20 protein-coding genes are annotated in these 13104 nt (G+C 61.9%); 2 read left to right on the forward strand and 18 right to left on the reverse strand.

The annotated features are described in order from the left end of the window. Positions 1-31: 31 nt before the first annotated feature. From rpoA to ABCV34_RS11385, 18 genes are all read right to left on the reverse strand, one after another. Positions 32-1030, reverse strand: coding sequence for a DNA-directed RNA polymerase subunit alpha (gene rpoA, locus ABCV34_RS11300; RefSeq protein ID WP_345796320.1), 999 nt, complete (start codon positions 1028-1030; stop codon positions 32-34). A gap of 180 nt (positions 1031-1210) precedes the next feature. Beyond that, positions 1211-1834 (reverse strand): 30S ribosomal protein S4, encoded by a 624-nt coding sequence (gene rpsD, locus ABCV34_RS11305; RefSeq protein ID WP_345796321.1) that lies wholly within the window; start codon positions 1832-1834, stop codon positions 1211-1213. Between the two features lie 10 nt (positions 1835-1844). Beyond that, on the reverse strand, positions 1845-2243 hold the full coding sequence (rpsK, locus tag ABCV34_RS11310; RefSeq protein ID WP_345796322.1) for a 30S ribosomal protein S11: 399 nt from the start codon (positions 2241-2243) through the stop codon (positions 1845-1847). 12 nt (positions 2244-2255) lie between these two features. Next, complete coding sequence (rpsM, locus tag ABCV34_RS11315; RefSeq protein WP_345796323.1) at positions 2256-2621, reverse strand: 30S ribosomal protein S13; 366 nt, start codon at positions 2619-2621, stop codon at positions 2256-2258. Positions 2622-2654: 33 nt separating this feature from the next. Continuing rightward, complete coding sequence (gene rpmJ, locus ABCV34_RS11320) at positions 2655-2768, reverse strand: 50S ribosomal protein L36 (protein ID WP_003805360.1); 114 nt, start codon at positions 2766-2768, stop codon at positions 2655-2657. Between the two features lie 28 nt (positions 2769-2796). After that, positions 2797-3015, reverse strand: a complete 219-nt coding sequence (gene infA / locus ABCV34_RS11325) for a translation initiation factor IF-1 (protein WP_043678924.1) — start codon at positions 3013-3015, stop codon at positions 2797-2799. A gap of 5 nt (positions 3016-3020) precedes the next feature. Next, positions 3021-4343 (reverse strand): preprotein translocase subunit SecY, encoded by a 1323-nt coding sequence (gene secY / locus ABCV34_RS11330; RefSeq protein ID WP_345796324.1) that lies wholly within the window; start codon positions 4341-4343, stop codon positions 3021-3023. Positions 4344-4352: 9 nt separating this feature from the next. Then, entirely contained in the window at positions 4353-4793 is a 441-nt protein-coding gene (gene rplO, locus ABCV34_RS11335) for a 50S ribosomal protein L15 (RefSeq protein ID WP_345796326.1), read from the reverse strand. A 14-nt stretch (positions 4794-4807) separates the two neighbouring features. Further along, the gene (gene rpmD, locus ABCV34_RS11340) at positions 4808-4993 is read right to left on the reverse strand and encodes a 50S ribosomal protein L30 (protein WP_345796327.1); all 186 of its coding nucleotides are present in this window, start codon (positions 4991-4993) and stop codon (positions 4808-4810) included. A gap of 3 nt (positions 4994-4996) precedes the next feature. After that, a complete protein-coding gene (gene rpsE / locus ABCV34_RS11345; protein ID WP_298014715.1) occupies positions 4997-5518 on the reverse strand; it encodes a 30S ribosomal protein S5 in 522 nt (173 codons plus the stop codon). A gap of 9 nt (positions 5519-5527) precedes the next feature. After that, positions 5528-5893 (reverse strand): 50S ribosomal protein L18, encoded by a 366-nt coding sequence (gene rplR, locus ABCV34_RS11350; RefSeq protein WP_345796328.1) that lies wholly within the window; start codon positions 5891-5893, stop codon positions 5528-5530. A gap of 21 nt (positions 5894-5914) precedes the next feature. Next, the gene (gene rplF, locus ABCV34_RS11355; RefSeq protein ID WP_345796329.1) at positions 5915-6448 is read right to left on the reverse strand and encodes a 50S ribosomal protein L6; all 534 of its coding nucleotides are present in this window, start codon (positions 6446-6448) and stop codon (positions 5915-5917) included. Between the two features lie 14 nt (positions 6449-6462). Beyond that, the gene (gene rpsH / locus ABCV34_RS11360; RefSeq protein ID WP_345796330.1) at positions 6463-6858 is read right to left on the reverse strand and encodes a 30S ribosomal protein S8; all 396 of its coding nucleotides are present in this window, start codon (positions 6856-6858) and stop codon (positions 6463-6465) included. Positions 6859-6869: 11 nt separating this feature from the next. Continuing rightward, positions 6870-7175: a 30S ribosomal protein S14 gene (gene rpsN / locus ABCV34_RS11365; RefSeq protein WP_345796331.1), complete on the reverse strand. Its 306-nt coding sequence runs from the start codon at positions 7173-7175 to the stop codon at positions 6870-6872. Positions 7176-7184: 9 nt separating this feature from the next. Further along, the gene (rplE, locus tag ABCV34_RS11370; RefSeq protein ID WP_345796332.1) at positions 7185-7724 is read right to left on the reverse strand and encodes a 50S ribosomal protein L5; all 540 of its coding nucleotides are present in this window, start codon (positions 7722-7724) and stop codon (positions 7185-7187) included. Between the two features lie 13 nt (positions 7725-7737). Beyond that, entirely contained in the window at positions 7738-8058 is a 321-nt protein-coding gene (rplX, locus tag ABCV34_RS11375; RefSeq protein ID WP_345796333.1) for a 50S ribosomal protein L24, read from the reverse strand. A gap of 10 nt (positions 8059-8068) precedes the next feature. Next, positions 8069-8437, reverse strand: a complete 369-nt coding sequence (gene rplN, locus ABCV34_RS11380; protein WP_345796334.1) for a 50S ribosomal protein L14 — start codon at positions 8435-8437, stop codon at positions 8069-8071. Between the two features lie 277 nt (positions 8438-8714). After that, positions 8715-10613 carry a LapD/MoxY N-terminal periplasmic domain-containing protein gene (locus ABCV34_RS11385; protein ID WP_345796335.1) on the reverse strand — a complete coding sequence of 633 codons (1899 nt, stop codon included), beginning with the start codon at positions 10611-10613 and terminating at the stop codon, positions 8715-8717. Positions 10614-10830: 217 nt separating this feature from the next. Here ABCV34_RS11385 and ABCV34_RS11390 point away from each other — a divergent pair, with 217 nt between their 5' ends. Beyond that, positions 10831-11592 carry a TetR/AcrR family transcriptional regulator gene (locus tag ABCV34_RS11390; protein ID WP_345796336.1) on the forward strand — a complete coding sequence of 254 codons (762 nt, stop codon included), beginning with the start codon at positions 10831-10833 and terminating at the stop codon, positions 11590-11592. Between the two features lie 157 nt (positions 11593-11749). After that, positions 11750-13090: a porin gene (locus ABCV34_RS11395; RefSeq protein WP_345796337.1), complete on the forward strand. Its 1341-nt coding sequence runs from the start codon at positions 11750-11752 to the stop codon at positions 13088-13090. The last annotated feature ends 14 nt before the right edge of the window (positions 13091-13104 follow it).

Below are 13104 nucleotides of genomic sequence, written 5' to 3' on the forward strand. Positions count from 1 at the left end.
AGGCATTCGTCGCACGGGATACCGGATGCGATCAGGGACGCTCCAGCCCCACGGGAGGCCAGTTCTCGAGCTTCATGCCCAGGGTCAGGCCACGCGCAGCCAGAACTTCCTTGATCTCGTTGAGCGACTTGCGACCCAGGTTCGGGGTCTTGAGCAGCTCGTTTTCAGTGCGCTGAATCAGATCGCCGATGTAGTAGATGTTCTCGGCCTTCAGGCAGTTGGCCGAACGCACCGTCAGTTCCAGATCGTCCACCGGGCGCAGCAGCACCGGATCGATCGGCGTGGACTGGCCGCCCATCGGCACGCTGGTGGTCAGCTGACCGGCATCCTTGTCGGCGAGCGACACGAACACAGCGACCTGATCCATCAGGATGCGGGCCGACTGGCGCACCGCTTCTTCGGGGCTGATCACGCCATTGGTCTCCACGTCCAGCACCAGCTTGTCCAGATCGGTCCGCTGTTCCACACGGGCGTTCTCGACGGCGTAGCTGACGCGGCGCACCGGGCTGAATGAGGCATCCAGCACGATCTGGCCGATCGTCGCCGAACGGTCGTCCGCCAGCGCGCGCACATTGCCCGGAACGTAGCCGCGGCCCTGTTCGACCTTGATCTGCATTTCGATGCGGCCGTTGTCGGTCAGCGTGGCGATCAGGTGATCCGGATTGACGATCTCGACGTCATGCGGCAAATCGATGTCGCGCGCCCGGACTTCACCCGGCCCCTGCTTGTTGAGCTGCAGCGTGACTTCCTCGCGATTGTGCAGCTTGAACACTACACCCTTGAGGTTCAGCAAGATGTCGACGACGTCCTCGCGAACACCGGCGATCGTGGAGTACTCATGCACGACCCCGCTGATCTGGACTTCCGTCGGCGCGTAGCCTGTCATCGAAGACAGCAGGATGCGGCGCAGCGCGTTACCCAGCGTATGGCCATAGCCGCGCTCGAACGGCTCCATGATGACCTTCGCGTGGTAGGTGCCCACGGATTCCACCGTGATCGAACGCGGTTTCAGAAAACTTTGTGCAGACATGAACTTTCCTTTTCAATACCCTCGGCTCGTTACACCGATAAGGCTGATGGGAATGGCGAACCGGCGGCAAACCGGGACATGACCACAGCCCACCCGGCCAGAAGGCCTGCGGTGGGCTGGCTTGCGCAGCCTTGCCACCAGGGCAAAGGCAGCGCGATGGCGCGAAGCCAGATGAATCGATCAGCGGGAATACAATTCCACGACCATGGATTCGTTGACGTCGTGAGCAACGTCCGCGCGATCCGGGGCCTGCTTGAAAACACCCGACAGCTTGGTGGCATCGACCTCGACCCACTGGGGCAGGCCGTTGCCGGTCGCCAGATCCAGCGATTCCTTGATGCGAATCTGGCTCTTCGCCTTTTCGCGCACGGCCACGACGTCACCGGCCTGCACCAGCAGCGAGGCGATGTCGGCCGTGTGGCCGTTGATCTCGATGGCGCGGTGATTCACCAGCTGGCGCGCTTCGGCACGCGTGGAGCCGAAGCCCATGCGATACACGACGTTGTCCAGACGGGATTCCAGCAGCTGGATCAGCGTTTCGCCCGTGTTGCCACGACGACGCTCGGCTTCCTGGAAGTAGCGGCGGAACTGCTTCTCCAGCACGCCGTACATGCGCTTGAGCTTTTGCTTCTCGCGCAGCTGCAGACCGAAGTCGGAGGTGCGCATGCCCGAGGTACGGCCGTGTTGGCCGGGCTTGGATTCAAGCTTGCATTTGGAGTCCAGCGAGCGGCGGGCGCTCTTCAGGAACAGGTCGGTGCCTTCGCGACGCGAAAGCTTGCATTTGGGTCCGATATAACGAGCCAAGATGTTCCCCTTAGATACGACGACGCTTGGGCGGACGGCAGCCGTTATGCGGCACCGGCGTGATGTCCGAAATGCTGGAGATCTTGATCCCCAGGGCATTCAGCGCACGCACGGAAGACTCGCGGCCGGGGCCGGGGCCCTTGATGCGGACTTCCAGGGTCTTGATGCCGTATTCCTGCGCCACACGTCCCGCGGACTCGGCGGCGACCTGGGCGGCAAACGGGGTCGATTTGCGCGAACCCTTGAAGCCGGCCCCACCGGACGTGGCCCACGACAGGGCATTGCCCTGACGGTCGGTGATCGTGATGATCGTGTTGTTGAAGGACGCGTGGACGTGAGCGATCCCGTCGGACACGTTCTTCTTGACTTTCTTGCGGACGCGAGCGGCGCCGGCTTGTGCTTTGGCCATGTTGATTCCTCGTTATTTCTTCAGGGACGCTGCTGCACGACGCGGGCCCTTGCGGGTACGCGCATTCGTACGGGTGCGCTGACCGCGCACCGGCAGGCCACGCTTGTGACGCATGCCACGATACGTGCCCAGGTCGATCAGACGCTTGATCGACAGTTGTACTTCGCGACGCAGATCGCCTTCGACAGTGAAGGAGTGAACCTGCTCGCGGATCTTCTCCAGATCAGCGTCGCTCAGATCTTTGATCTTCTTGGAATATTCGATGCCGGTCGCTTCGCAGATCTTGCGGGCGCGCGAGCGTCCAATACCGAAAATCGCGGTCAAGCCGATCTCGGCGTGTTGGTGCGGCGGAATATTGATGCCAGCAATACGGGCCATGACTGTTCCTCGTGAAATCCGTGATGCCCGGCCTTAGCCTTGGCGTTGCTTGTGACGCGGGTCGGTGCAAATGACGCGCACCACGCCGTGACGTTTGATGATTTTGCAGTTGCGGCAGATCCGCTTTACCGATGCCATTACCTTCATGGTGATCTCCTGGTTTTTGACCGGCCGCCTATTTGGAGCGGAAAACTATCCTGGCGCGCGACAGGTCATAGGGCGTGAGCTCCACTGTGACCTTGTCGCCCGGAAGGATCCGGATATAGTGCATACGCATCTTGCCCGAAATATGGCCCAGCACCATGTGACCATTTTCCAGCTTGACACGAAACGTTGCGTTGGGAAGGTTCTCGATGACCTCCCCTTGCATCTGGATGACGTCGTCCTTGGACATGATTGTTAACGCATGGGAAGACCCGCACCCTTGAAGTTGGCCTTCCTGAGCAGCGAATCATACTGTTGAGACATCATGTAGGCCTGGGCCTGAGCCATGAAATCCATGGCGACGACGACAATAATCAGCAGCGAAGTACCGCCAAAATAAAACGGCACATTCCAGCGCATCTGCATCAGCTCGGGCAACAGACAGACCAGCGTGATATAGACCGCCCCTGACAGCGTCAGCCGCATGAGGATCTTATCGATGTAGCGCGCCGTCTGTTCGCCGGGACGGATCCCCGGCACGAAGGCACCGCTCTTTTTCAGGTTGTCCGCCGTCTCACGGCTGTTGAACACCAGAGCCGTATAGAAGAAACAGAAGAAAATGATCAGACCGGAATACAGCGTCACGTACAGCGGTTGTCGCGGCGACAGGGCCGCGGCCAGATCACCCAGCCAGCGCATGTTGGGATTGCTGGCGAACCAGCTCGTCACAGTGGCCGGCAGCAGGATGATGGACGACGCGAAGATCGGCGGAATCACCCCGGACATGTTCAGCTTCAACGGCAGATGCGAGGACTGGCCACCATAGAGCTTGTTGCCCACCTGGCGCTTGGCGTAGTTCACCGTGATGCGACGCTGGCCGCGCTCGACGTAGACCACGAAATAGGTCACGGCGACCACCACGGCCAGGATGAACAGCACCGACAGGATGGACATCGAGTCGGTCCGTACCAGATCCAGCATCCCGCCCAATGCATTGGGCAGACCGGCAACGATCCCGGCGAAAATCAGCAGGGAGATGCCATTGCCCAAGCCGCGTTCGGTGATCTGCTCGCCCAGCCACATGAGAAACATGGAGCCGGTGACCAGCGTCACGATCGTGGTGAAGCGGAACAACAGGCCCGGATCGATGACCAGCCCCGGTTGCGATTCCAGCGCGACGGAAATACCCACCGCCTGAAACAGTGCCAGGAAGACCGTGCCGTAACGGGTGTACTGCGTGATCTTGCGTTGGCCGGACTGGCCTTCCTTTTTGATGGCTTCCAGACTGGGCACCACCACCGCCAGCAGCTGCATGATGATCGCTGCCGAAATATACGGCATGATCCCCAGCGCGAGCACGGAGAACCGCTCTAGCGCGCCGCCCGAGAACATGTTGAACAGCCCCAGGATACCGCCCTGATTCTGCTGGAACAGTTGGGACAGCGCGTCCGGATTGATGCCGGGCACAGGGATGTGCGTCCCCATGCGGTAGACGATCAGGGCCAGCACAAGGAACAGGATACGGCGCTTCAGATCGCCATATCCCGCGCTGGGCTTGTTTGCCTGAGCTTTGGCCACTGCTGCCCCTTAAGCCAGCGAACCGCCGGCGGCTTCGATCGCGGCACGCGCGCCGGCCGTCGCATTGAGGCCCTTCAGGGCGACCTTGCGGGTCAGCTCGCCGGTCTTGATGATCTTGGCGTAGCGCACCAGATCACCGACCAGGCCGGCGGCCTTCAGCACCTGCAGGTCGATTTCATCGACGGGCAGGGCCTGCAGGTCCGACAGGCGGATCTCGGCGTACAGGTGACGGCCCAGCGGCGTGAAGCCGCGCTTGGGCAGACGACGCTGCAGCGGCATCTGGCCACCTTCGAAGCCGACCTTGTGGAAACCACCGGCGCGGGACTTCTGACCCTTGTGGCCACGACCCGCGGTCTTGCCCAGACCGGAACCGATGCCACGGCCCACGCGGCGACGCGGGCGCTTGGCGCCTTCGGCGGGAGCGAGCGTATTCAGTTGAGTTTCGGACATCTGAATTCCTTTGTTCAGGCTTCCGAGACGGCGACCAGATAATCCACTTTGCGGATCATCCCACGCACCTCGGGAGTATCGATCAGGACGCGGCTGCTGTTGACCTTGCCCAGACCCAGACCGCGCACCGTGGCGCGGTGGGACTTGTGCGTACCGATCACGGAACGCACGAGCGTGACTTTGATTTGCTTCTGTGCCATGTCTTACCCCAGAATTTCTTCGACGGTCTTGCCGCGCTTGGCAGCGATTTCCGACGGGGTGGAGCAGGCGCGCAAACCGTTCAGCGTGGCGCGCACCATGTTGTAGGGATTGCTCGAGCCGAGGCTCTTGGCCACGACGTTGCGCACACCCATGACTTCGAAGATCGCGCGCATCGGGCCGCCGGCGATCACACCGGTACCTTCGGCGGCCGGCGAAATCAGCACCGTGGAGGCACCGTGTTTGCCAACCACCGTGTGGTGCAGCGTACCGTTCTTCAGGGCGACCTTGAGCAGACCGCGACGGGCCTGTTCCATGGCCTTCTGAACGGCGACCGGCACTTCGCGGGCCTTGCCCTTGCCCATACCGATACGGCCGTCGCCATCACCGACCACGGTCAGTGCGGCGAAGCTCATGGTGCGACCACCTTTGACGACCTTGCTGACGCGGTTGACCGCGATCATCTTTTCGCGCATGCCGTCGTCGCGTTCCTGCTCGGCGGCGTGCTTGCCTTGTGCTTTAGCCATGTGATTCCCTTAGAACTTCAAGCCGGCTTCACGCGCGGCTTCGGCCAGCGCCTTGACGCGGCCATGGTAACGGAAGCCCGAACGGTCGAAAGCGACGAGTTCGATACCGGCAGCCTTGGCCTTCTCGGCCACACGCTTGCCGACCAGGCTGGCGGCGGCGGCATTGCCCCCGGTCGCGTTCTGGCTGGCGAGTTCCTTGCGAACTTCGGGCTCGAGCGTGGAAGCGCTGACGAGCACACGATCGCCTTCCGGCGAAATGATGTTGGCGTAGATGTGCAGATTCGTGCGATGCACCGACAGGCGGTGCACACGCAGTTCGTGAATCTTGCGGCGGGTGGCCGCAGCACGACGCAAACGGGAGAGTTTCTTGTCCATGATTCGTCCTTGCCTGCGTGCTTATTTCTTCTTCGTTTCCTTCAGGATGACGCGTTCATCCGCGTAACGCACGCCCTTGCCCTTATAGGGTTCGGGTTCGCGATAGGCGCGAATGTCGGCAGCCACCTGACCGACGGCCTGCTTGTCGGCGCCCTTGACCACGATTTCGGTCTGAGACGGGCACTCGATCTTGATCCCCTCGGGGATGTCGTGCAGGATGTCGTGAGAGAAACCCAGCTGCAGTTTCAGTGCATTGCCCTGCAATTGAGCGCGGAAACCCACGCCCACCAGCGTCAGACGACGCTCGAAACCCTTGCTGACCCCGGTGACCATGTTGTTCACCAGGGCGCGCGTGGTACCCGACATGGCATTGGCCTGGCGGGAATCGTTGGCGACGCCAAAAGTCAGCTGGCCGTCTTCCTGAGCAACGCGGACGTTGCCGTCCAGTGCCTGGGTCAATGTGCCCAGTGGGCCCTTGACGACGATCTGACCGGCGCTGATCGTGGTTTCGACGCCCTTCGGCAGCGCGACGGGGTATTTTGCGATACGTGACATAGTGTGATACCCCCTTATGCCACGTAGCAGAGCACTTCGCCGCCGACGCCGGTGGCACGGGCCTTGCGGTCCGTCATGACGCCACGCGGAGTCGATACGATCGCCACGCCCAGGCCGTTCATGACCTGAGGAATGGAGGCGCTGCTCTTGTAGATACGCAGGCCGGGACGCGAGACGCGGTCGATGCGCTCGATCACCGGACGGCCGGCATAGTATTTTAGGGTGATTTCCAATTGCGGCTTGGCGGCTTCGCCGGCCAGACGGAAATCCTCGATGTAGCCTTCGTCCTTGAGCACGGCCGCGATGGCGGCCTTCAGCTTCGAGGAGGGCATGGAAACCGACGTCTTGTTGACCATCTGCGCATTGCGCACGCGGGTCAGCATATCGGCGATGGGATCGCTCATGCTCATGTGTAATTCTCCTACCAGCTGGCCTTGGTCATGCCCGGGACTTCCCCGCGCATGGCCATTTCACGCAGTTTATGACGCGTCAGCCCGAACTTGCTGTACACGCCGCGGGAACGGCCCGTCACCACGCAGCGGTTGCGCTGGCGAGTGGGGTTGGCGTTGCGCGGCAGTGCCTGCAGGGCCAGGCGGGCCTGATAGCGTTCTTCGTCGGATTTGGACTGATCGGCAATGATGGCCTTCAGTGCAGCACGCTTGGCGGAGAATTTCTCGGCCAGTTTGGCGCGCTTGATGTCGCGATTGATGAGGGAAAGTTTTGCCACGTCAGCCCCTTAGTTGCGGAAGGGGAAGCTGAATGCGCTCAAGAGCGCCTTGGCTTCCTCGTCGGTCTTTGCGGTGGTGGTGATGCTGATGTTCATCCCGCGCACGGCATCGATCTTGTCGTATTCGATTTCCGGGAAGATGATCTGTTCCTTCACCCCGATGTTGTAGTTGCCACGGCCATCGAAAGCACGGCCGGACACACCACGGAAGTCGCGCACACGCGGCAGGGCGACGGAGATCAGACGATCCAGAAATTCGTACATGCGCTGACCACGCAGCGTGACCATGCAACCGATCGGATAGTCTTCACGGATCTTGAAGCCGGCGATGGCCTTGCGGGTCTTCGTGACCACGGGCTTCTGGCCGGCGATCTTGGTCAGGTCGCCCACGGCATTTTCGATGATCTTCTTGTCGGACACCGCCTCGGACACACCCATGTTCAGGGTGACCTTGGTGATGCGCGGCACTTCCATGATCGACTTGTAGCCGAACTGCGCCTGCAGGTCGGCGGCGACCTTGGTGCGGTAGAAATCTTGTAAACGAGCCATTTCGCTTCGCCCCTTATGCCTTCGCGCCAACGACAGCGCCGTTGGAGCGGAAAATGCGGACCTTGGCCCCGTCGACGACCTTGACGCCGACGCGGTCGCCCTTGCCGGTTTCGGGGTTGTAGAGCGCGACATTGGAGATGTGGATCGGCAGGGTCTTGTCGACGATGCCACCAGGCGTGCCGGCCATGGGATTGCCCTTGGCGTGTTTCTTCACGACATTGATGCCTTCGACCAGCACGTGATCGTCATCGACACGAGCGATGACGGTGCCGCGACGGGTGCGGTCACGACCGGACAGCACGACGACTTCGTCGCCTTTGCGAATGTTTTGCATGATCTGTTCCTTACAGCACTTCGGGCGCCAGGGACACGATCTTCATGAACTTTTCGGTGCGCAGTTCGCGCGTGACCGGTCCGAAGATACGCGTGCCGATGGGCTCGAGTTTGGCGTTGAGCAACACGGCCGCGTTGCCGCCGAAGCGGATCAGCGAGCCATCTTTGCGGCGCACGCCCTTGGCAGTACGCACCACCACGGCGTTGTAGATTTCGCCTTTTTTCACGCGCCCGCGAGGTGCTGCGTCCTTGACGGACACCTTGATGACGTCGCCAATGGCGGCGTAGCGGCGCTTGGAGCCGCCCAACACCTTGATGCACATGACGGAACGTGCACCCGTGTTGTCGGCCACGTCCAGCGTGGTCTGCATTTGGATCATGATTTTTCCTGTTCCAACTTAACAACGAAACCCCGGGGCCTTACCCCGCGGCTGCGCAGCCAGTTTTGGTCCCGTCAAGCCGGCGCGGTGAACCACGCACAAGCTCTGGGTTGAAATTCCTGTTAGTGCGAATGATCCGCACATAAACGAGATTACCAACTCAGCCCATCCATATGAACCACATGCGATCCGGCTGGAAGCGCAACTGCAGCTGTCTTGGATGGACCAAGAACGCAATTATATACACAACCGCCCGACATAAGCAAACGTTTTCAGTTCACGGCTCGCGAGGCAAGGCGCCGTACTCGACGACCATCCGGCGCGTGGCTTCGTCATCGGCATCGTCCACGTAGACACGCATGCCCATGCCGATGGCGGTCTCGGTCACTGCCACCATCATCTGCACCCCCCCCGGGCTGGAGAGCAGTTCGCGCACGAAGGCGCCCCCCAGCTTCACGTACGCGAAATCCACCTCGTGAATCTTGCGCAGGGCGTCGGGCTGCTGGTCCAGACCACGCAGTCCCACCGCCATGCCGGTCTCGATGAGCCCTTCGCAAAAGGCCTTGAAGGCGTCCAGGTGGCGGCTCAGGCCATAAGCATCGAGCTCGACCACGACCCGGCACAGCAGTGCCCGGTCCGCGTATTCGCACACCCGGCGCACCTCGGCCAGATACTGCGCATCCAATAGAGAGGACATCGACATGCGCACCACCAGGACCCCGGGGTGCTCGCCCAGCCAGCTCAATGCCAAGGCCAACGTGCGCATGTCGCAATCGGAGGACAGACCCAGCCGCGACGCGGCCGGCATGAACAGGTACCCCGACATCGGCGGCTGGCCGGGGTCGTCTTCCTGCAGACTGAGGGACGCCTCGTAGCGTTCGGCAATGTCGTCGCCCTCGTATCCTACCCTGCGCACGTCCAGCGACAGCCGGTCATGATCAAGCGCCTGGGAAATCAGGGTGCGCCAGGATGCTTCCCCCATGCGCAGATCGCCGGTTTCGCGATCGGCATGCGACAGGAATTCGACTTCCGAGTGTCCGGCGCTCTCGGCGCACATGAGCGCCAGATCCAGCCGCGTCAGCACGTCCTTGGGTGTGCACTGCACGGTATAGTCGGTCAGGGCGAAAGCCCAGCGCGACAAGTTATGGCTGTCGAGCTTTACCCGCAGGGTCTCGAACAATTCATGCAGCCGCTGGACCGGGCGCATGACCTCCGGCCCGCCGCCCACGGGAAACAGAATCGCGAAGTCCGCGCCAGTCAGACGCGCCGGCAAAGCGCGCGCCTGAGGGTAATCGGCCAGCACTTCGGTCAGGCGCCCCCCAAGGAGACGCAGCCAGTCATCGATTTCCTGGCGATCGCTCTGGTTTTGCAGACGCGCCATGTCGCGCTGGCGCACCAGCAGCACGTAGCCGCTGACAGCCCCCTGCCGGGAATCGTCGCGCAGCACGCGTTTGAGTTCATTGAGAAAGTAAGCGCGGTTGGCCAGGCCAGTGACCGGGTCGCGGTTGAGCTCGATCTCCAGTTGCTCGATGCGAGCCATCTGTTCGTCCATGGACGGAGACACCCGCTCGCGGACCTCGTCGAGCAATTCGGTGTTCTCGACCGTCTCGGTCTGTTTGACCTTGATCTCGGGTGCCTCGTCGGCCGGCGCTTCCCGCAGCACCCGACGCAGCCGCGACAGCAGAGCCGCCAGAAACAGCGCCCAGAACGCCCCGATTCCCAGAGCCAGCCAGAGCCACTGCATCACATGCGCCCAGAGCGCGTCGCGCGCGGGCGTGGCATCCAGAACCAGAGCCAGTTGACCAACATCGGGAATCTGGCGCTGAGCCCGGTGCGGCTGAATATCGGACCAGGCGCTGAACCATGCGGGGGCATCGGCCACGGACGATACACGGCGGCGCGCCTGGAACAACGTGCCGCCATCCGCGGAATGCAGGGCCAGCTCGGCAAAGCGCCCCTGCTGAAACGCCGCGTCCAGGACCCGCTCCCGGGCAGCCGGATCCGGCTGGGCGCTGACCAGCAACGCCAGAGTGGCAGCCGCATTCTCGCCATCGATCTGCATCTGGGCATCGAGCTGACGATCCATCAGACGCGTTCCGACCGCCAGCATGCCCACCAAAATGCAGGCGATGACCAGAGACGAGATCACCAGCAGCTGCCGCACGGATGCCATCATGCCCTCATTTATCACTTTGAAACGAATGCCCGAAGTGTATCCTTTACCCAGCAAATCCCCAAGAAACGCACAGATCACCGTCCTCCCGGACATCCGGCCGCAGCACAACAGATCGCAGGGCTCAGCACCCCTCCGGAAACACGAGCACCTAGGGGTAACACGGATGTCGGGTCCCGATCCTTTGTGTATAGTTTTAAAACAAACGTTTGAATTACACATGACCATATCCCGTTCGACCCTCACCCGCGATGCCATCCTCGATGCCGCCGAACGTCTGTTCGCCGAGCAGGGGCACGACAAGACCTCCATGCGCCAGATCACCCGGGCAGCGCAGGTCAACCTGTCCGCGGTCAATTACCACTTCGGCTCGAAAGACGCGCTGATCGAAGCCGTCTTCGAGCGACGGCTGGATGCCCTGAACGACGAACGTCTGCGCATCCTGGACACGCTGGAATCCGAGGCCAAGGGTCAGGCACTTAAACCCTCGGCCATCGTCGAGGCCTACTTCGGCCCGCTGGTGCGCCACGCTTGCAGCGCCGGCGCCGAACGGCGCGCGTTCATGCCGCTGCAGACCACCAGCCTGTCCGATCCGAATGGCGCCATCAGCGCGCTATTCCAGGCAGAACGTTCCATGGTTGCCCATCGTTTCACACGCGCCCTGCTCACCTCGTTGCCAGGGGTTCCAGAAGCCGAGATCGTCTGGCGTTTTCACTTCATGCTGGGCGCCACGGCCTACGCGATCATGGGCGCCGAGAGCTCCAGCCAGGTCCTGAACCTGCAAGGCGACAGCAGTCCGACCGCCGACGCGCTGCTCAGCCGCCTGATGGCGTTCCTGCTGGGCGGCCTGCGTGCTCCATTGCCGACTCAGACTCCATCTCTGCCCGACCTTCCGGACGGACAGAGCCAATCGCAGACCGGACGCGTCGGGGGAATGACGGCCGGCCGCAACTCAGCCGTACCGGCACAGGGGGACTTATGACACCAGACGATGGGTAACCCGATTCCCGCGCCGGACTGATCCCGGCCCTTTTCTGATCTTCGTCCAACGCTGTGCCTCGTGGCACAGCGCGGGTTTTTGCACGCCTGAATTTTGCGGGGCTCCAGGCCCCAGTCCGTTTCATCCAGGAGGAGACATAATGAAATTGCACCACCCGATCAAGACTCTGTCGGCCGTGATCGTCGGCCTTGGCACCGTCGGCGCAGCCCATGGCGCCGGCTTCCAGCTGCTGGAGCAGAACGGTAGCGGCCTGGGCAGCGCCTACGCCGGTTCGGCCGCTATCGCCGAAGACGCCAGCACGGTGTATTACAACCCCGCCGGCATGACGCTGCTGCCTGGCATGAATGCATCCGCCGGCGCCGTGGCGATCAAGCCAAGCTTCAAATTCTCGAATGGCGGCAGCACCAGCCCCACCGGTCAGCCCGCGACCGGCGGCAACGGCGGCGATGCCGGTTCATGGGGCGCGGCTCCGAACGCCTATTTCACTTGGGAAGTCACCCCGCGCTGGTGGCTGGGCCTGGGCGTGGGTGCGCCCTTTGGCCTGATGACGGACTACCAGCAAGGCTGGGCCGGCCGCTATCATTCCGAGAAATTCTCGATCGAAAGCATCAACATCAACCCGTCCATCGCCTTCAAGGCCACCGACACCCTGTCCATCGGCGCGGGCCTGAACTGGATGCAGCTGGATGCGGACTATCGGAAAGCAGTCCCCGGAATCATGCAGCCTGGCGGCGGCGGGGTACCAGGTTACTACGGTGACCTCAGTGCCCGAGTCAAGGCGAAAGGGGATGCCTGGGGCTGGAATGCCGGGATCCTCTGGCAGGCTACGCCAGATACCCGTTTCGGTTTGTCCTATCGATCCAAAATCAAGATAGATGCGGACGGCACGACGACGATCGCCAACCGGAACATCAACCCAGCGGCAGGCTTTGGTACCGGCGGCGGCATCATCAACGCCCTGAGCGGCGCCTATTACGCGGAAACTTCCGTTGAACTGCCTGATACCGCCATTCTTAGCGTGGTACATAGCCTGAACGACCGCTGGACGTTGCTCGGTGATGTCTCCTGGACCGGATGGAGCAGCATCCCCAATCTGACGATCGACACCGCGCATCCAAATCCCGCCGCTCAGAAGAGCAAACTCGACCTGCGCTTCAAGGATGCCTGGCGCGTGGCCCTGGGCGCCCACTACAGGTACAGCGACAGCTGGACCTTCAAGGGCGGCGTGGCTTGGGATCAGTCGCCCGTGCAAAGCGACACCTATCGTCCCGCATCCCTGCCGGACAACGACCGCTACTGGGTCTCGATCGGCGCGAAATACAACTTCAGCAAGAGCACGAGCATCGATCTTGGCTACGCCCACCTGTTCGTCAAGAGCACCTCGGTGAACAACACGTCGGCGCCGACAGCCGGTACGCTGAGGGGCGACTACAAGAGCAGCGCCGATCTGATCGGCCTGCAGTTCTCGCACCAGTTCTGATGAATCGGGCGGGA

This window comes from Castellaniella sp. MT123, assembly GCF_039614765.1.
In the GTDB taxonomy this organism is placed as follows: Bacteria; Pseudomonadota; Gammaproteobacteria; order Burkholderiales; family Burkholderiaceae_B; genus Castellaniella.